The sequence below is a fragment of the Vibrio agarivorans genome (assembly GCF_030409635.1).
GTDB lineage: Bacteria > Pseudomonadota > Gammaproteobacteria > Enterobacterales > Vibrionaceae > Vibrio > Vibrio agarivorans.
Genome location: NZ_JAUFQF010000003.1, coordinates 60,967 through 82,166 on the forward strand (window position 1 = coordinate 60,967; position 21,200 = coordinate 82,166).

General features: G+C 42.1%; 26 protein-coding genes. 2 read left to right on the top strand and 24 right to left on the bottom strand.

Going from position 1 to position 21,200, the window contains the following annotated elements; genetic code table 11:
• Positions 1-7 precede the first annotated feature (7 nt).
• On the top strand, positions 8-5,485 hold the full coding sequence (locus QWZ05_RS07965; protein WP_290297777.1) for a hypothetical protein: 5,478 nt from the start codon (positions 8-10) through the stop codon (positions 5,483-5,485).
• 233 nt (positions 5,486-5,718) lie between these two features.
• On the opposite strand, the gene QWZ05_RS07970 is transcribed toward QWZ05_RS07965, so the two are convergent.
• The 24 genes from QWZ05_RS07970 to QWZ05_RS08085 all read right to left on the bottom strand — a co-directional run bounded on the left by QWZ05_RS07970 (position 5,719) and on the right by QWZ05_RS08085 (position 20,608).
• Positions 5,719-6,141: a hypothetical protein gene (locus QWZ05_RS07970; RefSeq protein WP_290297778.1), complete on the bottom strand. Its 423-nt coding sequence runs from the start codon at positions 6,139-6,141 to the stop codon at positions 5,719-5,721.
• Positions 6,142-6,186: 45 nt separating this feature from the next.
• Positions 6,187-6,744, bottom strand: coding sequence for a hypothetical protein (locus QWZ05_RS07975; RefSeq protein ID WP_290297779.1), 558 nt, complete (start codon positions 6,742-6,744; stop codon positions 6,187-6,189).
• Positions 6,713-7,660 carry an IS30 family transposase gene (locus QWZ05_RS07980; RefSeq protein ID WP_290297780.1) on the bottom strand — a complete coding sequence of 316 codons (948 nt, stop codon included), beginning with the start codon at positions 7,658-7,660 and terminating at the stop codon, positions 6,713-6,715. Before QWZ05_RS07980 ends, QWZ05_RS07975 begins: the two co-directional genes overlap by 32 nt.
• Positions 7,584-9,389 carry a hypothetical protein gene (locus QWZ05_RS07985; protein WP_290297781.1) on the bottom strand — a complete coding sequence of 602 codons (1,806 nt, stop codon included), beginning with the start codon at positions 9,387-9,389 and terminating at the stop codon, positions 7,584-7,586. The genes QWZ05_RS07980 and QWZ05_RS07985 overlap by 77 nt, the downstream gene beginning before the upstream one ends.
• A 506-nt stretch (positions 9,390-9,895) precedes the next feature.
• Positions 9,896-10,885 carry a ParB/RepB/Spo0J family partition protein gene (locus tag QWZ05_RS07990; RefSeq protein ID WP_290297782.1) on the bottom strand — a complete coding sequence of 330 codons (990 nt, stop codon included), beginning with the start codon at positions 10,883-10,885 and terminating at the stop codon, positions 9,896-9,898.
• A gap of 214 nt (positions 10,886-11,099) precedes the next feature.
• Positions 11,100-12,038 carry a DUF932 domain-containing protein gene (locus QWZ05_RS07995; protein ID WP_290297783.1) on the bottom strand — a complete coding sequence of 313 codons (939 nt, stop codon included), beginning with the start codon at positions 12,036-12,038 and terminating at the stop codon, positions 11,100-11,102.
• A gap of 187 nt (positions 12,039-12,225) precedes the next feature.
• Positions 12,226-12,648: a hypothetical protein gene (locus tag QWZ05_RS08000; RefSeq protein WP_290297786.1), complete on the bottom strand. Its 423-nt coding sequence runs from the start codon at positions 12,646-12,648 to the stop codon at positions 12,226-12,228.
• Between the two features lie 254 nt (positions 12,649-12,902).
• Positions 12,903-13,232, bottom strand: coding sequence for a hypothetical protein (locus QWZ05_RS08005; RefSeq protein WP_290297787.1), 330 nt, complete (start codon positions 13,230-13,232; stop codon positions 12,903-12,905).
• Between the two features lie 51 nt (positions 13,233-13,283).
• Positions 13,284-13,631 carry a hypothetical protein gene (locus QWZ05_RS08010; protein ID WP_290297789.1) on the bottom strand — a complete coding sequence of 116 codons (348 nt, stop codon included), beginning with the start codon at positions 13,629-13,631 and terminating at the stop codon, positions 13,284-13,286.
• A 12-nt stretch (positions 13,632-13,643) separates the two neighbouring features.
• Entirely contained in the window at positions 13,644-13,946 is a 303-nt protein-coding gene (locus QWZ05_RS08015) for a hypothetical protein (protein ID WP_290297791.1), read from the bottom strand.
• Between the two features lie 9 nt (positions 13,947-13,955).
• Positions 13,956-14,246 (bottom strand): hypothetical protein, encoded by a 291-nt coding sequence (locus QWZ05_RS08020; RefSeq protein WP_290297792.1) that lies wholly within the window; start codon positions 14,244-14,246, stop codon positions 13,956-13,958.
• Between the two features lie 208 nt (positions 14,247-14,454).
• Positions 14,455-14,577, bottom strand: coding sequence for a hypothetical protein (locus QWZ05_RS08025; protein ID WP_290297794.1), 123 nt, complete (start codon positions 14,575-14,577; stop codon positions 14,455-14,457).
• Between the two features lie 54 nt (positions 14,578-14,631).
• A complete protein-coding gene (locus tag QWZ05_RS08030) occupies positions 14,632-15,714 on the bottom strand; it encodes an LPD29 domain-containing protein (protein ID WP_290297795.1) in 1,083 nt (360 codons plus the stop codon).
• A gap of 257 nt (positions 15,715-15,971) precedes the next feature.
• Entirely contained in the window at positions 15,972-16,616 is a 645-nt protein-coding gene (locus QWZ05_RS08035) for a hypothetical protein (RefSeq protein ID WP_290297797.1), read from the bottom strand.
• The gene (locus tag QWZ05_RS08040) at positions 16,609-17,049 is read right to left on the bottom strand and encodes a phage protein NinX family protein (protein ID WP_290297799.1); all 441 of its coding nucleotides are present in this window, start codon (positions 17,047-17,049) and stop codon (positions 16,609-16,611) included. The genes QWZ05_RS08035 and QWZ05_RS08040 overlap by 8 nt, the downstream gene beginning before the upstream one ends.
• Before the next feature lie 211 nt (positions 17,050-17,260).
• Entirely contained in the window at positions 17,261-17,464 is a 204-nt protein-coding gene (locus QWZ05_RS08045) for a hypothetical protein (protein WP_290297801.1), read from the bottom strand.
• Positions 17,446-17,670, bottom strand: a complete 225-nt coding sequence (locus QWZ05_RS08050; protein WP_290297803.1) for a hypothetical protein — start codon at positions 17,668-17,670, stop codon at positions 17,446-17,448. Before QWZ05_RS08050 ends, QWZ05_RS08045 begins: the two co-directional genes overlap by 19 nt.
• A gap of 2 nt (positions 17,671-17,672) precedes the next feature.
• Positions 17,673-17,864, bottom strand: coding sequence for a hypothetical protein (locus QWZ05_RS08055; protein WP_290297805.1), 192 nt, complete (start codon positions 17,862-17,864; stop codon positions 17,673-17,675).
• A 50-nt stretch (positions 17,865-17,914) separates the two neighbouring features.
• Positions 17,915-18,523 (bottom strand): class I SAM-dependent methyltransferase, encoded by a 609-nt coding sequence (locus QWZ05_RS08060; RefSeq protein WP_290297807.1) that lies wholly within the window; start codon positions 18,521-18,523, stop codon positions 17,915-17,917.
• Positions 18,524-18,974: 451 nt separating this feature from the next.
• Positions 18,975-19,205, bottom strand: coding sequence for a hypothetical protein (locus QWZ05_RS08065; protein ID WP_290297809.1), 231 nt, complete (start codon positions 19,203-19,205; stop codon positions 18,975-18,977).
• Positions 19,206-19,226: 21 nt separating this feature from the next.
• Entirely contained in the window at positions 19,227-19,514 is a 288-nt protein-coding gene (locus QWZ05_RS08070) for a DUF5983 family protein (protein WP_290297811.1), read from the bottom strand.
• 5 nt (positions 19,515-19,519) lie between these two features.
• The gene (locus tag QWZ05_RS08075) at positions 19,520-19,729 is read right to left on the bottom strand and encodes a hypothetical protein (protein ID WP_290297813.1); all 210 of its coding nucleotides are present in this window, start codon (positions 19,727-19,729) and stop codon (positions 19,520-19,522) included.
• Positions 19,730-19,741: 12 nt separating this feature from the next.
• Positions 19,742-20,134: a hypothetical protein gene (locus QWZ05_RS08080; protein ID WP_290297815.1), complete on the bottom strand. Its 393-nt coding sequence runs from the start codon at positions 20,132-20,134 to the stop codon at positions 19,742-19,744.
• A gap of 63 nt (positions 20,135-20,197) precedes the next feature.
• Entirely contained in the window at positions 20,198-20,608 is a 411-nt protein-coding gene (locus QWZ05_RS08085; RefSeq protein ID WP_290297816.1) for a hypothetical protein, read from the bottom strand.
• Positions 20,609-20,854: 246 nt separating this feature from the next.
• On the opposite strand from QWZ05_RS08085, the gene QWZ05_RS08090 reads away from it, so the two are divergent.
• Entirely contained in the window at positions 20,855-21,148 is a 294-nt protein-coding gene (locus tag QWZ05_RS08090; protein WP_290297818.1) for a hypothetical protein, read from the top strand.
• Positions 21,149-21,200: the final 52 nt, after the last annotated feature.

Below are 21,200 nucleotides of genomic sequence, written 5' to 3' on the forward strand. Positions count from 1 at the left end.
TTTTTCAATGGCTAAACAAATATCCAACTTTCTAGAATCCGTTCTAGCTGATAACAAAGAACGCACATTTGGATCTATCGACAATAAATCAAAAGTCAAAATACCCTTACTAATCACTAAAAAGACTGATAAAAATGTTACGCGATACAGCACCGACTTCTCTAAGATAGCGGGCTTTGAAAACCTCAAAACAAATCCTAACCGCATTCAGATACAAAATGTTGCTCAAGCCTCGTTACTCTATTCTATCTATACGACCTTGGGGCATGACAATAAGAATATTCAGGAGCTTAACGAAGCTATTAACCTCTTTCAAAGGGGGGGTAGTTTTGAAGGAAAAACCATTAAGCGGTTCTCAGTTGATGCAGAGAAGCTAGTAAACTCGAAATGGAAGAATGTTCAGGACACAGCAACCACCGAACAAAAAAGTGGAATTATGGAGGTTGCGGATCTTTTAGCCACAAGAGCTATTAACGAAATGCACGAGACAGGAGAGTTAAAGGCTGCTGGTGTTGACGTGGAAAAGGCAACGCAAGTTTCAACGTTAATGTTGAAAGCATTCCAATCTAATTTACTGCACTCCAAAAATACACCTATGACCACCTCACATGAGGTGTCAGAAATCTATTCGCCTATTCAAGATAAAATCAACACATTCCTAGAACAGCGATATGGCTCATCAAACAAAGAAGATTATCTCTACACTCTAATGTCGAACCACGCTAGCGACATTCAAGATCTGTGTGACCCTGCTAACCTCAAGTTTGATGATCTAATCAATTTGATTAAATTTGTACCTGAGAACAGCAAAGCCGATGAAAGTACGGGGATTAGTGGTGCGGATTATCGCGCTGCACGTATCAATAGTAAGAAGAACGCTAAAGGAAAAATTACCGCATATATCAAAGAAGATGAGCAGTTCAAAGACGTACACCACCTGTTGATAAACGTCACATATTATGAAGGGCAAGCAAACCATAGTAACAGTCTTATGTTGCTCAGTCATAATGAGCTAGCAACTGATCTACACTCACCCAACCTTCTAACCAAGCACCTAAAGCAAGCACAAGACATTACCCCTTTACTTAATGAACAACGCCTCGAAGAATTGAAACAACAGCGTATCGCTAATGAAGAACTGCAACGACAATCAGCACAGCGATTGGTAGAAGAAAATGCCCAAAAAAGGCAAGCGGCTATCCAGACATTTGAACAAGCGACACCAGTTACAAATGCAGAACAGCTCGAAGGGACATACTTCGCTCAAAAATCTGCAGCCCTTCTAGCTATAAAATCTATCCCCAACATGCGTATAGATGCTGATAAAACCGTATGGATTCCACTGGCTAATGTCGCTGAATCAAACCCTACGATGGACAACATTGAAGGGTTTCAAAAGTTGCTTGCTGACAAAGATCCCTTACTCCAAACCAATAAGCTATTTGAAGGTATCGGAGAAGGTCGAAAAAATAAAGCATCTGCCACAATCGGTGATATAGATAACGCAGCTTTAATCATTGAAAGTGAGGGTATCGTTAACGGGCTTATCGCTATTGAAATGGCTGAGCAAAAAGGCATCAAAGCGGCTGCTGTATGTGGACTCGATGTAGGAAACTTGCCATACACTCTCGGGAGAATCTTAGAGAGCCACCCAACTAAACCTGTCATTAATCTTGCTGACAACGACTTGTTTAACTCTGACAAAGAGCGAAGATATTTACCGCATGAATTAGCAGCTAGAAACATGCCTGAAACGGGAAAAACCGTGAATGTTGGTCTTAAGCGAGCCGCTGAGATGACCAATGCGGTCAATCTACCTCACATTCATTTTGATTTTGCTAATGACTTCGGTGAGAACTTGGAAGCACTCCAACAAGATCAGAAAGGGTCAGATATAGATGATGCTCTGAATATCGTATATCAAAACCTGTCAGAAAAAGGTGTTGATGCACCTCACGTTGAAGCATGGGAGATAGTCAAAGAGTCGCTCTATTCTAAAATCGAAACGACCATGAAATATCATGTATCGCCAAACTGGTCAGTTGAAAACCAAGACGCTTATGAATGGTGTCCATCAGCAGACAATCTTGGCAAAGAAGGACTGCCTGATTTCTACCACCTAAAAGACATCATCAATGGGGTAAACGAGGTTTTTGAGAAAAACCATCAGATGAGTTATGAAACTTATCGCCATTTGGTATCAACAAGACATGACCCTCAAAACGAAGCAGAAGTTGAAATAGACCAAGATCTACTTGCAGAAACAGAAGCTAAAATTGACCAGTACATTGAGGATGCATCAAACCCTAACCAATCAGACGATATTGGGGAGCAAATTCAAAGTGAACCTCTTGTCCAATTAGATGCTGACATTCCGCATTTAGTTGCACCGACAATTAATGAAAGCTCAATCTATATCGACACCAAAATTCACTCTATTACACGTAGACTTGATAATCTATCAGCCACCGCTGGGGAGTGGCTGCATTATGAAAACGCTAAGCGTGTTGATAAACACATGGCGACCTTGCATAAACTTGTTGACGAAAAAAGTCGCCTACTCGGTGTAAGTGCAAGACAACTCCAATCAGAGCCACAGCTTGCAGTTTATTTTGATAGGGAACGTGAAATCGAAGACGCACAACTTACTGCAGCGCAACAAGTTGACTTCGTTCCATCGACAGACGACTGGCTAGACTTAGAAGGTGAAGAAGAAAACCGCACTGTAGCCCGAGATGCAGATACCTTTGATTTTCAATTAGAGGATACAGAGGCACTTGAAAGTGCTGCCCCGAGTGATCAAACTAGCGCTCAATTACTTAACCAAGTGCTCGGAGGTCAACAAGTCGAGCACCCCGTACAGTCAGAACTTGATCAGGATATTGAAGAACAGAAAATAGAGCTATCACCTGAGAATCAGGAGCTAGTGGACATGTATGGTGCGTTTATCGAAGATGCTAAAGAATCGCTGGATGAGTATTTAAGTCAACCACATTCAGACCCACAAAAGCATTACGATAGCCTAGTTCGTGAAACGATGGCTATAGACGCGACATTAAACCATTTATCAACACTAATGCAGTCAAGTAATGCAGACCAGCTAAAAACCGACTTGGGCTTAAATAGATACTATGAAGCGCTCGAACAAGCTAATGAAGCTTTAGCACCTAGTAGTAATAAGCCTGACCACGATACTGCTCTTGATGATCTAATGAACGACTTGCCACCAGCTCAACCATTAGTTTCAGAACCAAATAATGATCCCATAGCAGACCAAGCGCCTGATGCACCACAAGCAGAATCGGACGTACCTGCTGCCGATGAAGTTCCTGTGACTGATGAGCTTATCGCAGACCAAGCACCTGATGCTCCACAAGCCCAATCGGACGCACCATCTACCGATGAAGCGCCTGTGACTGGTGAGCCTATCGCTGAACAAGCACCTGACGTACAACAAGCCCAATCGGACGCGCCATCTGCCGATGAAGTGCCTGTGACTGGTGAGCCTATCGCAGAGCAAGCACCTGATGCTCCACAAGCCGAAACGGACGCGCCATCTGCCGATGAAGTGCCTGTGACTGATGAGCCTATCGCAGAGCAAGCACCTGACGTACCACAAGCCGAATCGGACGCACCTGCTACCCATGAAGTGCCCGAGACTGGTGAGCCTATCTCAGAGCAAGCACCTGATGCTCCACAAGCCGAAACGGACGCGCCATCTGCCGATGAAGTGCCTGTGACTGGTGAGCCTATCGCAGAGCAAGCACCTGATGCTCCACAAGCCGAAACGGACGCGCCATCTGCCGATGAAGTGCCTGTGACTGGTGAGCCTATCGCTGAACAAACACCTGATACTCCACAAGCCGAATTGGACGCACCTGCTACAGATGACATGCCTTACATGGACGAAATGGATCAGTTGTTTGAGGAACTAGCCGTAAATGATTCTAATGCTGAATTGCCAGATTTCGATAGTCTTAGTCTAGATCCAGAAGTTATGGAATGGATGAAAGATTTTAATGATGATGAACAAGATATAGCACCTGAAACAACACACAATAGCCTCGAAACAAGCACAAAAACCCCAAGTGGGAATGAACAATCACCTAGCTTTGAGATACCTCGAACAGCGGAAGTCTTTGATACTGATGTGCTAAACGAAATGGACACCGCAAAAGAACCAAGTGCTACGCTATCCACCTCAGAAAGAACAACAGTCGTAGGTGATAATCTAGGCGAAGAAAACCAAAACGCACAGATGACGAATAAGGCTGATATTGATGAAGCATCTATTCCAAACTTAACAGAACAGATACCTGATGTAGCACCAAAAGAGTCAATGGTGAATGAACCTATTCGACATTCAGTCGAAACTCAAGCAGCGGTCACAGAGAGCACCGTTTCTAATGCGGATCTCGCTCAAGCATTGACTGAGGCAATGAAAGTTATGGCTCAGCAAAATAACGCTACTCTATCTACTGTTACGAATATGATAGATAAAGTCATGAGTCAGCAAACAGAGATGATGGTTCGTCAAAACCTAATGTTTGATAAGCTCCTAAAGCAACAAGAAGCCATGCTAGATAAGCAAAATGAGATGGTAACGAGTATGCTTAGCTCGCAAGAGCGCATCATCACGACCATGCAGCAAGGTAACGTCAATCAGACAACCGCTATTCAAACTCAGGCAAATAGCGCACCCTCACAGAACGTTGAAGGTATAACCCCCTCAACGCCCGAGCCAACCGAGCTTGAAATAGAGCGCAATGAGCTACAACAACAACTCGATGATTTGGATAATCAAATCAATACGGAAAAACAATTACACAACACATTGGATCAAAAGATTTCAGAGATGCCTAAAGTACCACCTAGTGACTTAGCCGCAGCTATAGATCCACAGAATACGTCTCATGGTTCGCCCGAGCAACAAACACAGAGCCGCGAACAGCTTATTGAGTTCTTGCAAGCAAATCGACATGAGCTAGATGCAGGATATAAGTCGGCAAATAAAGAGATTAAAGATGCCCTTCACAAAGTCACCTCTCTAACCGACAGGGAAATCGATATAGAATCTATTCGTACTGATGTATCTTCGGTTATGGGCAGAATTAGCCGTGTTGTAGATGAAGTATATGGAGACCAACGCTATTCGAGAGGTCTGCCTATGAGTATAGCGCTTGGGGAAGCTGTGAGAAACAGCACATCAAAGACAACACCACCATCAGCTATTGTTGAAAGTGCGGTCGCTACAATCACACGGGAGCATACAGAAACATCGCAACATGCTAGGAAGCTACTTGATGGTGAGATTGATTTAACTGAGTACTACAACCATTGTCACGAAGCATTAGGTGACGCCTTATTTGAACAAAAAGGGTTGCAAGATGAATACGAAGAATATGTGGATTCCGCGCAAACTCCGACCCAGAGAGCCGTACAGACCCAATCAGAACCAGATTACTATCACCAACCTGCTATCTAACAGCTCAAACAGATAAACAGCACAAAAAATATAAGGGTCGCTATCATGAAATTGATAGCGACCCTTTTCTATGGACAGCACTCTAAGCTGCTCAAAACTTGAATAGTTATCCGTTAATTTCGGACGCGCACAACGTATAAGCAACGAAATACGTTGGGATGCCTCAGTTAATCAATCGTAGTTCACTGAGCAATAATCGAAGCCCTGCTGAGATGGATGAACTACCAAATGTTTTAACCCTGAATAAGCAACCTGACATTGAAGGAACGGTTGCGTAGGTTTTGAGCTAACTCAGAAAGCTCCCCTAGCTTATCTTCATCATCACATTCTGCAGGTAATCTGTCATTGACAAGCATTACTAGCGCGTTGATTAGATGTTTTGAGTGGTCAGTGACAGTGACAGCGTAAGGATCAATAACGAACGCATCAGGAGCACCTGTAACCTCAATATGAGCATCTTCGATGTGACCTACTAAGGTGATAGGGTCGTCTGCTAACAACGCATTAATAGCTTTGTCTAAGTCATCTTTATGAGAAGTCCTGACATCAACAAAAATGCCGTTAATCAGAAACAACGGGTCAGCTATCAATGACAATGTATCAGCATCTCTAACTGCGGTTATTTCAGTTTTAGAAAAAAACCTTCTGCGTACCATTTGTTATGCCTCAATAAAAAAAACCGATAGTTTGGATAATAAAAACTAATCCACAAAGATGCTAAATGGATGGTAGGTAACAAACAAGGTTATGGCTTTGGTCAAGTTGTTATACATGACATCTGCATTGTTAACTAACCCTGTAAGGTCACTTGAGACACGCTTGATGGCGATGACTTGAGTGTACGCTGCAATAAAGGAATCAACCTCGTCCTGAGTCCTTGTGCCGTTCTTCAAGATAAAATCATGTAGTAAAAGATGAGCCTTATACTGGTTGTGACCGATGCGCAGAGATTTACGATAGCGTTCAAGTGAGTCTAACTTAACCTTATAGCTCTGGATTTTCAGATTAATGTCCGAAGATTCAAGTTGCACTATTAGGTCGTAATTATCTGCTTTAATTTTCTGCCACTTCGATAACCGTTCGTTGATGTTGGTAATGGTCACTTGATAACTGTCCGAGTTATCCATAGATTCGAGGTAAGTGACATAGCGAGTGAGAGATTCAATTTGCTTATCACATCTTCTAATCTCACCCGAATTCAACTGCGAAGTGCGACACTCTCCAATATCAAGCAGCCAAAGCCATATTGTTAAATACAATGGCTGGCTGTTTGAAGCCTAAACACTTTCTGGGTCGATAGTTTATCCGCGATAAAGCGAACTCTATATCACTGTCGGTCACCGTCGATAGGTCGGTTCCTTTCTTCACATATTGCCTTAAAAGGCCGTTCGCATTTTCATTAGCACCTCGCTCCCAAGAGCTGTAGGGGTGAGCAAAGTATACATCTGCCTGTAGCTCTCTCGCGATGGCTTCATGACCTGCGAACTCTCGTCCGTTATCTGCGGTGATGGTATGCACATGCTTCTTGTAAGGCTTCAATAGCTCTATTGTGGCCTGGGTAACGTCATCGGCTGACTTAGATGGCACTTTCTTTACCAAGTAAAACCGTGTCTTACGTTCTAAAATAGTTACCATTGCGCCTGTACCATGCTTCCCAAGAACAGTGTCAATCTCCCAGTCTCCAAACCGCTCTCTGCTATCAACGATACTTGGCCTGTCATCAATCGAAACGGCATTCTTTATCGCTGGAGCTTTCTCTTTTTTACCACGACGATACCGTTTATGGCCTTGCCTCAAGTGGCGATATAATTTACCACCCGAGCATTTGTCCCGAGCAACGAAGCGATAAATCCACTCATGGCTGACTGCTGCGCCAGCTTTCGTCAACACGCTTGAAATCTGCTCTGGACTCCAATCCGCTTCTAGAAGAAGGCGAATAAAATCAACGCGCTCCCTTGGTATTCGGTACTTGAGTGCTGCTCTGCGCCTTGTGTTCGAGGCCATTTGAGCCATGCTCGGACAATAATAATTGTCCTTACAACCTCTTTTAAGCTCTCGATAAACCGTGGAGCGATGGCACTGAACTGTTTTAGCGATTTCAGAAACTGAAATTCCCCGTTCCAAAAGAGCAGAAATCTGGTATCTTCTGCCCTCGGTCAACTGCTGATAATTCATGGTAGTACTGCTTGTTTCTTTGGCGAGAAGAGCGTACCACTTTCAGCAGTTGGCTTCCTCTTCTACACCTTCCCATGAATGTCGCACTTATTATCTGAAATCGGGCATTAATTAGGTACAGTCTGGAACTATCATAATCAGCATACGATAAAACATCATATCTATGACGCATGTAAGCTTCATGGTTTGGATGACTTTTATCAACAGCGATGTCAGGAAGGTGATCGCTTTGTTTTGAATAAGTCGATTGGAAAACCTTTAGACCCTTTTTGAAGACCTCTTTACGTACTGATAATACGTCATGAATAGCATTGCGTGTTGAAATTATATCATCTGTAGCTTCTATGTATTCATTCTTTAGATAGTAACCTTGCAGGTTTTGGTAACGTGCAATGTTCTTATCCGTAACTGAATAGATTTCGCCCTTAACCTCAAATAAATTTTGTGGGTCTTTGGTCGCTGCTGTTAATTGTTGCTCGAAACTCCTTGAATACATCTCTCGCATTGTGGGAACTACTGAATCAATGGAAGTCGATTTGGAAAACCGATTGCCTGAATTCAAATAATCAATGCCAATTCCAATAGCTAAAGTGACATCCTCACTTGGGAAGTAATCAGACCTTGAATTGTAGGTTATGAATTCATCACGTATAGAGACATATTCTAATTGTTTTAGAAGCTGATTGGTTACAGAAGGTATTAGGTAATTACTGTCAAAGAATTTAGAGACGACCCTTAAAGAAACCTTACCATCACCGATAGTTTTTTTAGCATTCGTTCTGGCAAGAACTTCTTTATAAGTCAGCAATCTTTCGACATATTCAGGAAACTTATCAAGTGCTAGTTGACCCGTCATTGATAGGTAGTGCTCTAAAGAATGATTAATATCACTCTCATTAATTTCATCACTAACAGCTATTAATGCCTTGTTATCATCAATCTGAATAGGTGCATCTTTGTATCGCGAAGTAATAAAAACTTTAATGAAGTCTTCTAGATGATCGTAACTTTCAAATAGGGCGTTTACTTTTGTTTTATGGCGATCATGTACAATAAGTGCCACATGGCGGCTATGAACAAAACCGATTAGACCGCTAACTATTTCAGCCGTTCTAATTATAACAGTTGATATAGCCTTAACTCGCTTTTCTTTAGAAGCAAGAGCGAATACTACATAACTAGGTCTAGTATTTCTCTCGTAACGAGTTCCATCTGATCTAAAGTTTTTTGATGAGATGTATAAATTAACAGACTTAACACCACCATTATCAATCGAGTCATTATGAAGAGTAAACAGAAATTCTATGGCTCGCGTTGAAACTGGGTGGGGGATAACACCAGATTCTAATAGGAGTTGGTTAACTTCGGTATGCGAAAGAGGGAGCTTATTTACAACGCTGGCAATTGATAACAGTGAACCTGCATCCAATTTGATATTATTTAAAACAAAATCTCTATATTTCTTTACTGTCCTATCGATAGTGGCAGTTGTTACATAAAAGCTCGGAGCTTGCTCTTTAGGGCAAGGGAGGTATTCAAATGGAACTAAATCTAAAACCGTATGAAAAGTCATCTGTTCAGATGAAAGGAAACCTTGATAAATAAGAGTGACATAAAGGTCGAATTTAACTCGTGCTAAATCCAAGCCGAGAGCAAGTCCTTCGTCAATTGCTTTGCTTGACAGCTCGTGAATAACTTTTTCAGGTTTAACTAAATCTAATAAATGCATGATTAAGCCATATACTCTCAATGGGAATACGCACATTATAACATACATGGGCAGTTTCGTGTGTACGTACGTATATCATTCTCAACTTAGAGAAAAAACAACGGGGGGAATAAAAAGGTCGCTTGGGGCGTGATATATTTTTCGATGTGATGTTTATATGCAGAGTTAAAATGGTTAGGGGTGAGAAAAATAAATTAAACTTGGTATTACTATAAACACCAACCAGCCAGTCATAAAAGCTAGTCATGGTTTAAATCGTTCCTTATCAAAATAATCCCTTCGCACCTACATATATTAAAAATATTAATAAATAATATATTAAATAATTTAAAAATATCTTATAGATAAATTTATAAATCTTTTTATCACAAAAAGAGCCAAAAAGCAACACTTAGTAGCCCAGCCAAGAGAACAAACGTCTTATTCATATAAAAAAACGCATTTTCAAGTTTTGTAAAAAAAAGCTAGAGGATTTCTCCCCTAGCCCATTTGTTTCCTTTTTGAGCCTATCCTGTGATATTGCTCATAGTCTCTGAAACAGCTTGGTTGTGGCTGTCAATCTTCTTGATTTCTTTCATCGCACTTTCAAGAGCAATACGCTCCACGCTTGAGAGCTTGATATTTCCGTCACTTTCAATTGCTTCACGATTTGCAAGCATACGAACCAACTCGATAAGGTCTTGGGTCTTGCCTTTTGATAGGGTCTTATATTGAAGCGCTTGCTTGCTTGCTTTAATCATTCCCTTCTGTGTGTCTGACTCTTGGTTATTTGCACCTGTTGGCTCTTGTGCGCCCTGTGGTGATTCTGGCTCTACTACTGGGCTATTACCCTGTGCTGCTTGAATCTCTGCCTTAACAATAAGTGAAGCGTTATCTGTTCCATGTTCACGCATGATACGACCAACACGGCTAGATTTGATTTTACCCTCTTCAATCGCTGTAATTACTTCCTCATCAGCGTTTAGGATATATAGGGCGTTAGAGATAACTGAAAGGCTTTTGCCTGTTCTCTGAGAGACTTCTTTTTTAGTCATCCCCTCGTTAAGCATACGCTCGTAAACTCGCGCTTGCTCAAGTGGGGTTAATTTTAGACCCTGAGTTGAGTTAAAAGCGCGGATTAGTTTGTCCTGCTCGTTACCTTTAAATATAACCACTGGCACAAAACCATCATGTTTAGCTTCATCAAACAGGGATTTAATAGCGCTGTAAGTGTGGTGTCCATCGACAATATGAAAACATGCTTTATTGTCTTCATTATAAACGCCTTCAACTTCTAGAGCGTCAAATAGTTCACCGTTAGCGATTGTAGCTTTCAACGCTTCTACGTGCTCTAGGTTAATTTGGCGGATGTTCCATTCTGGGCGAAACTCAATATCACGAATATGAATAGTGTAAGAGTCAGAGCGCTTCATATCAGAATCAGCTTTGATGTCTGCCATGAATTTACGAGCCGATGTTAGTGTAGCTGTTTTAGGTAGTGCCAATGATGTAGTCATAATCCCGTCTCCGTTTTGGGTTGCTATGTTTAACTGACACTATAAATATAGCGCACACACAGAATATTGCAAGGGCTTGAATCATCTTTTTTTGCAAAACCCAACCCCACAACCGCTTATTGAAAAAAACTCGTCTTATTGAAAATAGAAAAAACTGTAAAATCCAGACATAAAAAAAGCCAGCTCGAAGCTGACTTTTTCAGAAAAACTCAAATTATGCAGGAGTCCAAATCTTAGGGTTAGCTAAAATCTTTCCAACCTCTTGCTCACGTTTTAAGATCACATCAGCCTTGTTTGCAATGTTGCGCTCTTGAATCTCGTAATGGGTTGACCATGCTGTTAATGAGTTATATGCCGCCCAATGGTTTCGGCCTAGTGTTTTAACATGGTTTTCATATAGCTCATTCATCATTGCAAATTTCTGTAGGCTTAGTTTATTAGTCGCCTTGTCTGTTGCGAAGTGAGTCCATAATGTATCGCTTTGGGCTTGGGTCATTTGTGTATTAACAAGCTTTTCCCAGTAATCACCCATAAGAGCAAATGTTTTACTAGCTGTAACCACTTGTTTCTCAACATCACCCAAATTGATTAAACCAGAATGACGCTTTGTAAGATTCATGAATTTCTGCCCTGTCACCATACCATTCAGGCAAACCATTCTAAAACCACCAACTTGAAGCGAAAAGTTAGCAGAGCCATCGTAAGAGTTGATTACGATAATACGCATCATAATACGCTCATCACCGAAGTTTAAAAAGTGATTCGGAAAGATGTATTGACGGATAGATTTACCGCCTTTGTTTACACACTCATCCTTAATGTACATATCGTCAACATTAATAACACCTTTAACGCCTAGCTCCGTGATAGCTTTATTCACCATGTCGTAAGCATAAGCATTTTTAACGAGCGTGTATTGATTACCGTGAACAGCGATAACACGGTTAGAGGTAGTATCAATAATCGCTTGGCGACCTGCCACATCAAGATAAGGCGCTTCAATGATTTCGTTTAGATCGACCATTTCAACATCAAAGAAAATATCTTGGTTGATGCGGTTATCTAAACAAAGATTAGACAGTTGAGCTGATGGAGAGCTAATTGCATTCCAATCAACGCATGTAGTGTTACGAGTCAAAACTGGTGTATTCATGATACGTGTCCTTTGGTTTGGCTTATTTAACTGACACTATAAATATAGACCCTCAAACGAGTTAAAGCAAGTTATTAATTAGAAACTTTTTCCTGAAAACCGACCCGTACCCATTACTTTTAATAATCCGTCTTATTCGGATAAAAAAAACCCCAGTTCAAGGACTGGGGCAAAGGTTGGCGGTGGTTTAGTCAAATCTTCGGGTGGATTGGTTGCCATCTGCATCGGTAAAGCAAGCGATAGCGTAAGGGAAAAATTCAAGCATATCTGTAGCCTTGGAGGTATCGGAGACATCACCTGACTCTACAACCTCACTTGGTAGCTTGTATATTTGCAACATGGCGTGTAGTGGCTCATCATCGTCATACTGACTGAAATACACACCGTTTTCAGTACGACCACCTAGCTCACTAGTAGGGAAGCTGTAGCCATGCTCTAGCTGCTCTTGTAAGCTCTGAGTCGCGTTGTTGATGAAAGTAACTAGGATACCGAATGACGCCTGCAGTTGCTCTAGAGACCAATCTGCATACTGAGCTGTAGGGTCAAACTTGCAAAACATATTGCCGAATTGAAATTGCATGATGCGCGGTAAAGGTTTGTATGAATCCATGAAGCTAATCCTTTTGGGTTGATTTATTTAACTGACACTATAAATATAGACCAACACCCAAAATAATCAAGGCTATTTGGTTTTTTTTCTAAAAGCCACCAGCCCCCTAAACCACTCATTTCCAAAAAAGTGTCTTATTCAAACAACGAAGGGGATTTTCACCTGCCACAAAAAAACCGCTATTGATTAGCGGTTAATCGGGGTGAATTGAGCATCTACTAAAGTGCTTAGTTACAATCTTAACTACCTGTGCCTTAGTGCGTCCTTTGAGCTTGGTCGTTCAAACCACGCTTAGACAGATTTAGCAATGATTCTGCGTAGCCACTTAAAACCGAATTCAACTCACTGGCATACTTCACCGCTAAGTGGTCGTTACCTTGTGTAACCGCTCGCTTAATCAAGTGACAATAGGCTCTCACTCTGCGCTCTGTGACATGCTGCGCCATAAGCTCCCCAACATGCGAGAGTAATAGACGGTACAAAGCAACTTTATGCGCTTCACTATTCATAAACATCACAAACAGCAAGGCATCATCATTTGTTTTTTCTGCAATCGACCTTATCCAAATAGTTAGTCCGTCCATTTCCCTACCCTTCTATAAATGATTGGATGTGGTTTTTTTGTAAAAGTGCCTTTATACCGCAATCCCTACAACCTCATAAAACACATCTATCAACCCTGACACTTCAACCACCCAAAACGTGATCACTAGGCGTTTGATAGCAGCTACAAACTTATCCTTTAGCCAGTTGAGCAACTCGAAAAGGTCTTGATCTTGAAAATGTGAATTATCTAAATACTGGGTCGCGTAGATAACTACCATTGTACACATCAGGACATAGGGCGAGTTCCCTACCGTGTCCCGTATAATTAGCGCAAACAGGATCTCACCAATGGCGAGCCAACTACCCCACTGCATGATTTGACCTATGATATAAACAACATACGCAACAGCCGATTTATGAGCTTTTGATACTAGCATCCCAATACCTCTTTAAATTTCACTAGAACCGCACCAATGCGATCCTAAGTACACATCCCACGCATCCCCGTTCAAATGACGCTTGTCGTATGCATTGACATAACGCTCTATCAAATCATGCGTCCAACCGTGTTGAGGGGGTTGATACACACTCTCACCGACCTTGAGGATGCTCTGCTCGTTACCAGTCAATAAATCAGGCTCTTGCTCGCTCTGTGGTCGTCCTATGTACTTAGACGGTATGACCACCGCTCTACGCGAGCAGCGGTCAATACAGATTTGATTTTGGCAAGAGTCGCACACGTACTCGACCATGATTGCCCCTTAGATAAGTGAAGTGTTTTGGGTGTCACGGACAGGGCGATGAACCACCGCACCGTGAGTCGCTTTGGATTCGAGCATTACGGATGAAAGGAACATCCCTAAAGAAAGTTTTTCTGGTGATGCGATTTCCAACGCTTCGGTTTGTACTTCTTCATAAAATGAAGATTCAGGCGAGTTAGCTTCAAAAGGACTTTGGCGCTTACCAGTCGCGCAGTCTAATAGCGCAATTTCACGCACCTGTTTGATAGTTGAAATAGGAAGGTTTTTAAGAGCATTGAGAGCTGTATTCATAGTGAGTCCCCTATGGGTTACATTGTTTAACTGACACTATAAATATAGACCAAACACCCAAAACATCAAGGTGATTTTGTGAGTTTTTGACCGTTCCCAAACCCATTACTTCACTCAAAGGCGTCTTATTTAAAACAAAAAATCACCCCAAGGTTTTCGAGAAAAACTGATAAAGAAAAGCACCCAAAGATGTGGATGCTTACTTTTTCTATTCGATGTGCCAAATGTAACTTGGTGGAAAACCTGCGGCTATGTTGGCTAACTGCGCGTATGTACTATTCGGACGATGTAAACGAATGCGGCTATAACCATCAAAATAAACCAGTGTCATAAATAAACCCCTAAAAAGAAGTGAGCCAATCTGTGTTGGCTCACTGTGTAGACGCTATAGAGCCATAAACTGTTTTGCTTCTTCTTCTGTCTGGAAGATAAAGCCCGACACAAAACGGCTGTAATAGCCTTTGAACTCCTTAGCTAAGGCACGGAACGAAACAAATTGCTCTCGTTCTACTTTGTGTGTCAACTTAACAACATGCAGCGGCTCATGTGTTCTTGTGTGCTCTTCGATGCTGTATTCAAAACCATCATTGCACTCTAGCGCTTTTGGCTGCTCTGCATTCGCTGGCGCTGCTTTCTTCGCGAGACCATCAAAAGCTTTCAAAGTACGATAGAAATCCTGATCGTAATCAGCGGTTATTAATGCGCCTTGGTGATATTGCTCAAGAGTGATTGGCTCTTGCCCGAAGCGTTTAGCCGCTTGCTCTAAACACTGGGTTACGACAGTATCCGAGAAGTCACGTTCATAAAATAGGTAATCAACACTACCGAAAACGCTTGTGAATGGTGTTTCTTCGCTTTCGTAAATGTCTTCCATACCATTGAATCGACCACCTTTGAAACGACCTACAATCGCTTTTACAGCGTCCTCGGTCGCGCCATCTGTCCAGTAAAGACGACAAACACCCCACTCGCTTTTAACTCGCACATTTTTGATGCCAGCGTGTTTCAAAGCTGCTCGAATGTTTTTTGCCACTTCTGCGTGATTGCTACCTGTAAAATCTGCCTGACGCTTTAGGTGGCTATACTGGCTATCTGCTTCAACCTGTGCCACGGCATCATCAAACGCCTGTGCTTCACGCGCTTTCGCTTCTTCCTTTTGGCGTTTAATCAGGCTCGCATTTTCGACAAGTTGATCAAGGGTCTTTTCATCTGCCTTTGCTTCATCCTCTACAATCCACCATTGCAGACCCGAACGCAATAAACACTCTGGGTAAGTTGTGTGTGTGCCGCTTTTAAACACAATCTCAACCTCACCGCCCCCTGTCGCACCGACACGACCAAGATTGCGCGTGTCGTCCTGATTACAGTTTTCATCAACTGATAGGACATACCCAAGACCGTAGTTATAAAGGTTACTATAAACCGCTTGACCGCGAGTGATTGCTTTGTCGAAATTGCGTGTATTCATGGTGATTCCCCTTTGGGTTGAGTTATTTAACTGACACTATAAGTATAGAACAAATAGGGATTTGTTCAAGTGAATTCAGAGGTTTTTTTCCAAAACCCACCAGCCCCACAAAACCAATCATTATCATTAAAATCGTCTTATTGAATAAACGAATCAGTGCCAGTAAACCACTGTGAAACATGAAAAAGCCCTGCAAAATAGTTGCAGGGCTAAGGAAAGTTTTTTTCTAAAAGTTGATTGTTGTTCGTAAGGGGCGGCTAATTGTTCGTACGAACGTACGTATCAATGTCCAATTGAAAGTTGGCTCGTAATGAGTCGGATAGCTCCACCTCCTCCCCATCACTGTAGTGAGCATGAGTAAACTGAAAATTGTGATCCCAACTGAGGACAACATTCAGGCTATTTTTGGGGTGGTATGTCGTTAGCTTTGTATCAAGTAAACCTTGAAGGTAATAACTCGTTAAATCCTCGGGGTGGTGGCTTCTATATTTCCAGACCTCAATCACGCCCGATTCGCTCTTTACTTCAAAAGTCTCATCGGATTGCTGTAAATTGGTAATCTGTTTATCATCCCCCAGCAAAGTCGCGAGCTTATCAGTTACAACTTTGTCGCTAAACACTTTCGTTCCCGTATGGGCATCGAGCTTGAGAATGTACCAATGATTACTGTTGTACCAAACCTTGACAGTAGTATTAAGACCCACACAGCTGTGAGCCACCGCATAAAGCACATTATCAGGGCATCTAAATAGTCGTACGTGAGTGGTGTAATGGTCGTTGTAAACACCGTTAGAGCTTATCGAATAACTGTCCAAGCCCAAGTGAACCGCTAAAGCTTCAAGATGGTTGTTGATGGCTGGAATATCGAACGGTTTAGCTCGCTGGGTCATTGAATTAAGCATTGTCCTGCTCCTGTTGGCTATTAGTGTGCAATTGTTTTGATACCAGTTCTTTTGGGATCTCTAACCGCTCCCCTAAACTACTCATCACAAATGAACGCATAGCAGCAATGAGAACTGTTGCCCCTCGTTGACGACACTCGCCATTGTTCAAATGAGCTGACCACTCACCTTGAGATGGAACTACACCTATTTGAAACTGCTCAAAAATCTCACCGCCTTGATACCAGTGCGATGAGGGGCTAAAATCTATTCCTATCAACATTCTGCGCCCGAGTTTGTAATCATCCTCCCACACCCAAAAACCAGACTGAGCACAATCGGGGGCATCTTTATTAAATCCCATTGGGTCTAAAACTATTGGAAGCTCTAACGCTTTGGCAACAGCCCAATCGAGGGCTATACCTTGTAAACTACTCGTGCAAACGGTAAGCATGGTTATCTCCGTGAATTAACCCTACATTTAACTAACCCTATAAATATAGCGCAATGCGATTTTATTTCAATGTTGACTCATCGGTTTCTAACCGTTCCTTAAGCCCATCACTTAACCAAAAGTCGTCTTATTCAAAATAAGAAACCTAGTCACTCGAAAAACTGACACAAAAAAGCCCTGATGCAAGGCTCTCTATAAGGCGTTAGGCAAACTAGTAGGTGGGTAAATCTGCAAACAGCCCTACTTTCATGATCCATTGACCTTCTTTGATCGAATCGAATTCACTGTATTTGCCGTAGCTGTGCTTGATTTTGTCCTCTTGAGCTTCGGCTACTTCAAAACGAGCGATCTCTTCTTGCGTCAATCGTCTCACCTGCTGCGATTGGTTACGTGATTCTATTGGGCTTTTAACCATGTTTTATACTCCGATAAACTAAGCGAGGCGAGAAAATCAACGATAGGAATAAAGTTATTAGTGCGCCCCGTTTGTAAGTAATATGCTTGTTTCATTGCTCGCTGTACGCGATTTGGCAAGAATACATAACGCTTATAACCGAGTGACATCTCATCTCTGCATTTTTCGATCTTGTCTAAAACTCGCTCTATGGTGCTCTGTCTCATTGTTAAACCCCTTTAGGCTTATAACTAACAACCGTTTTACTCACTTTGTCATTACCGAAAATACAATGACGTAAACAACTCGCTGTGATTGTGCGCGTCTGACCGTTTTGAAACGTTACGCTGTATTCATCGAGTGTGTTAGCGCTCTGTAACACCTCATCATTTTGTGCTTGGGTCGCTTCGATTATCATCACCGTTAGCTTTTTTAAAAAAAGTGAGAGGCTTTAACCCCTCACATAGTCAATTACTTCAAGTTGATCGGGGCGTGGCTGCAAGCAACGATTCGATATGCGCCCTTGCCTGAAATTTCAGTAACATGCTCAAAGTGCTGCTGTGCTTCTTGAGCTAGTTGCCCTTTGCGGTAGCCGATCTGGAAAGTGCCGATAGACGTTTTTACTCCGTCAGCAAAAGGAGTGCCTTTGATGCCTCTGTCGCTGTCACTACGTGCTGCAACGAATACGACTCCCTCAGTGTCATGACAAAGTTTCGCAAGTGTCTTCCATACTACTTGGCGAGCCTCTGGAATAAGCACGTTGACGCAATACCCGCAATACACAAAGCGATAGTGAGCATTCAATACGCTGATCTCTGGGCAGTGCGTAAAGTCATAGTCGTTGCACATACCTGCTATCTCTGCAATCGCTTCTGAATCTAATGACGTGCGCCCCTTTGCGTAGTTAATAGCTGCACCTTTTATAAGGTGGGGGTAGTCTTTAATGATTTGCTTAAGAGGCGCGGCTGGTGAGCGTCTAGCGATAGCTGTACGTGCTGAGATGCGAAACTCTTCCTCAATATCAATACTGGAAGTGTATAACTCATCGGTAGTAACATTTAATGACAGTGCTGTATTCATTTTCAATTCTCGCTTCATTGTTTAACTGACCCTATAAATACAGATCAATTATGCGAAAATTACCAGTTTTACTGACAGTTAATGACCGCCCCCAAAACCAATTATTTCAATAAACAGTGGAAAAGACGGAACTCATGGTGTGGTTAGAGCGAGGTGGTGTTGAACAGTAGGAACTAGGCTGGTGGATTGAGAAATGCTGACTCGTTGCGCTGTTCGTCTTATTCAAAAATAGGGTATCGGACGAATGAGAATTGAACGTTAGATATTGCGATCAAAAAAGCAGCACTAGGCTGCTTTTAAAATATCTGAATGGGTAATCTGTGCTATAGAAACACGTTAGCAATAATCGTGAGTGCCGCTACAACAATAACGCCCACATACCCGATTTGCACAATGTGACTATCAACGTAGTTCACAAATTTGTCTATCATCATACGATCCCCTAAGCCTGTCACTCTAGTAAATTAACGAGTGGTTTCATTAAGTCTACAAGATTCAATAGAGCCGTCAAGCCGAGCATAGTGGTCAAAAATAGCTTCACTAACAGAAACAGTTGATCAAGCTTCATGTACTTCACGACACGCTCCAAGCGCTCAACTTCCAATGACAACTTTTCAACCTCTAGCCGCTCTTTTTCAGCAGCTACCTTGCTCTTACGTTTGAAAAGTGGGTGTAGTGGCATTTTCTATTTCCCCCCCTAAAATTACCAATCGAACTCCTTTGCACCATCCACAGATTCAGCATCACAGTCGAACTCAATGCAGCGAAAGCCTTGTTCAGCCGCTTCTTTGATTAGTGCGCTCAACTCGGTTGATAGTTTTGGATAGTGATTCTCTGATACGTCTTCAAACAGTTTTAGAAAAAAACCTGTTTCACGCTCTGCAACCATAGCCATTTGCTCATCACACATTACTTTAAGCTCTCTAACGTCATTAAGTTGCATGTGCTGTGTGCTGACGCAAGCCGTTTTGTAAGTCTCATTAAATTTCATATCTATTAACCTTGTACGTTGATACTGATTTCATTGCGCCCATCGAAACGAATGCTCTTACTATGCTGTATTTCACCAAGATAATAAGAGAGCGTGAGACCGTCATAGTCGTTATCGTAGTGCCACCCATTGAAACAGAAGTCGATTGATCTAGTGTTGGTTAAATTAATGGTTACTGACTCATGGGCGCTATTATTAGCGTTGATAGTTGCCATGTTTCGATTTCCTTAAATTTCAGAAATTTGCTCATCAGCCACTAATGCAAAATTCAGCTCAAAGCTACCAATGGAACAAGTACCGCTTGCCGCCATTTCGTAAGCGTCAACTAAAGCGAGATTATGCGGCTTAAGCGCTATGCTGTTACGTCCAAGCCTCGCAGATAATGCCTCACACGCTTGAGTGATAAGTGCGGTTTCTTGGTCGAACCATTTGATACCCTCAAAATCTAACGAGTCTCTAGATAGGTTCACTTGGTTAGACAGCTCCGTATCCAGCACAACAACGAGATCATCTTTATACTGACCCACAAACTCACTAATTTGACGATATTGATTGCATGGACACTCAACCGCTTCCAGCTCTAATTCAGTGAAGATGAGCGATGTTAGACGTTTTTGCATGGGTTGTTACTCTTAAAATGGTTATTCACTGCCCACCGTTTCGGTGGACAGCTACGGTAATATTTAGGCAAACACTGACGGGTCAACTTCATCAAGGCTCAATTTGGCAACGTCAAGCCCATTGCGGTTGCAAACATGCTCTAGCAGTCGTGAAAGGGTCTCTCTCTCAATGGTGATATTTTCAAGCTGTTTAGTAGAAAAGCGCTTAAGCTCTTTAATGCAAGTCTTAATACCACTGAACCCAGTGTAAGAGCGTGATTGATACGGGCTACCTTCACGAGTTTCAATCATCTCGGGTTTCACTGAAAGGTAAAAACCGCGAGCTTCATCATTACCATTCCAGTTGTTATAACCGCCAAGATTGTAGTGAATCTCTATCTCAATAACGTTTTGCTTTTTGACCCCTTTTTCTTGGTCAATCGACTCGGACACGACAAAGGTGTGAAGACTGCGGCGCTGGTTACGTGAACTCATAACTAAATTCCCTCTGGGCTTGTTTAACTGACACCATAAATATAGCGCACATAGCGAGATTTGCAAGTCGATTCGCCAATTTTCTTTCGCCCCCCAAAACCAATCCTTTCAATAAAGAGCGTCTTATTAAATAAAATGAACCTGCACTTTTTTTGCAAAAGCGCTCTATTTATCGCCCATTTACTGTTGAGATAATATAAAACAAATGATTTACTGGTATCAGTACACGACAAGGATGCGTAACTCATGAATAGACAGACAGCAACGACTCTGACCCACTTAATCAATCTGCACCACGGCAGCGATACAGCAAGGCTCTACGACACTTGGATGGGGCGCAAAAATCAAGACACTAAACAGACTGGCATCATCATTAATAAAGTGTGCCTTGAACGAGAAAACCCGATCCCACTGGCTAAGCAAGCCATTGAAAAAGAGATTGAAGAAAATGGAATCCCGATAGATGTCATTGAAGAGCTATCGATAGCTTTGAAGAAAGCGAACTTCGATTTTCACGGCTACGATATGATCATGTATTAACGAAAAAAAGAGCATCAATTCGATGCTCTTTTGCTTTGCCTCTGGCAATGTC

Excerpts from the sequence above, each read along its gene's own strand:
- QWZ05_RS08015 (WP_290297791.1), bottom strand. The coding sequence starts at position 13,946 with ATGGTCGAGTACGTGTGCGACTCTTGCCAAAATCAAATCTGTATTGAC.
- QWZ05_RS08060 (WP_290297807.1), bottom strand. The coding sequence starts at position 18,523 with ATGAATACAGCACTGTCATTAAATGTTACTACCGATGAGTTATACACT.
- QWZ05_RS08075 (WP_290297813.1), bottom strand. The coding sequence starts at position 19,729 with ATGGCAACTATCAACGCTAATAATAGCGCCCATGAGTCAGTAACCATT.
- QWZ05_RS08030 (WP_290297795.1), bottom strand. The coding sequence starts at position 15,714 with ATGAATACACGCAATTTCGACAAAGCAATCACTCGCGGTCAAGCGGTT.
- QWZ05_RS07980 (WP_290297780.1), bottom strand. The coding sequence starts at position 7,660 with ATGAATTATCAGCAGTTGACCGAGGGCAGAAGATACCAGATTTCTGCT.
- QWZ05_RS08025 (WP_290297794.1), bottom strand. The coding sequence starts at position 14,577 with ATGACACTGGTTTATTTTGATGGTTATAGCCGCATTCGTTTACATCGT.
- QWZ05_RS08040 (WP_290297799.1), bottom strand. The coding sequence starts at position 17,049 with ATGCTTACCGTTTGCACGAGTAGTTTACAAGGTATAGCCCTCGATTGG.
- QWZ05_RS08020 (WP_290297792.1), bottom strand. The coding sequence starts at position 14,246 with ATGAATACAGCTCTCAATGCTCTTAAAAACCTTCCTATTTCAACTATC.
- QWZ05_RS08050 (WP_290297803.1), bottom strand. The coding sequence starts at position 17,670 with ATGAGACAGAGCACCATAGAGCGAGTTTTAGACAAGATCGAAAAATGC.
- QWZ05_RS08005 (WP_290297787.1), bottom strand. The coding sequence starts at position 13,232 with ATGGACGGACTAACTATTTGGATAAGGTCGATTGCAGAAAAAACAAAT.
- QWZ05_RS07985 (WP_290297781.1), bottom strand. The coding sequence starts at position 9,389 with ATGCATTTATTAGATTTAGTTAAACCTGAAAAAGTTATTCACGAGCTG.
- QWZ05_RS07965 (WP_290297777.1), top strand. The coding sequence starts at position 8 with ATGGCTAAACAAATATCCAACTTTCTAGAATCCGTTCTAGCTGATAAC.
- QWZ05_RS08090 (WP_290297818.1), top strand. The coding sequence starts at position 20,855 with ATGAATAGACAGACAGCAACGACTCTGACCCACTTAATCAATCTGCAC.
- QWZ05_RS08080 (WP_290297815.1), bottom strand. The coding sequence starts at position 20,134 with ATGCAAAAACGTCTAACATCGCTCATCTTCACTGAATTAGAGCTGGAA.
- QWZ05_RS08035 (WP_290297797.1), bottom strand. The coding sequence starts at position 16,616 with ATGCTTAATTCAATGACCCAGCGAGCTAAACCGTTCGATATTCCAGCC.
- QWZ05_RS08010 (WP_290297789.1), bottom strand. The coding sequence starts at position 13,631 with ATGCTAGTATCAAAAGCTCATAAATCGGCTGTTGCGTATGTTGTTTAT.
- QWZ05_RS07990 (WP_290297782.1), bottom strand. The coding sequence starts at position 10,885 with ATGACTACATCATTGGCACTACCTAAAACAGCTACACTAACATCGGCT.
- QWZ05_RS07995 (WP_290297783.1), bottom strand. The coding sequence starts at position 12,038 with ATGAATACACCAGTTTTGACTCGTAACACTACATGCGTTGATTGGAAT.
- QWZ05_RS07970 (WP_290297778.1), bottom strand. The coding sequence starts at position 6,141 with ATGGTACGCAGAAGGTTTTTTTCTAAAACTGAAATAACCGCAGTTAGA.
- QWZ05_RS08045 (WP_290297801.1), bottom strand. The coding sequence starts at position 17,464 with ATGGTTAAAAGCCCAATAGAATCACGTAACCAATCGCAGCAGGTGAGA.
- QWZ05_RS08000 (WP_290297786.1), bottom strand. The coding sequence starts at position 12,648 with ATGGATTCATACAAACCTTTACCGCGCATCATGCAATTTCAATTCGGC.
- QWZ05_RS08070 (WP_290297811.1), bottom strand. The coding sequence starts at position 19,514 with ATGAAATTTAATGAGACTTACAAAACGGCTTGCGTCAGCACACAGCAC.
- QWZ05_RS08065 (WP_290297809.1), bottom strand. The coding sequence starts at position 19,205 with ATGCCACTACACCCACTTTTCAAACGTAAGAGCAAGGTAGCTGCTGAA.
- QWZ05_RS08085 (WP_290297816.1), bottom strand. The coding sequence starts at position 20,608 with ATGAGTTCACGTAACCAGCGCCGCAGTCTTCACACCTTTGTCGTGTCC.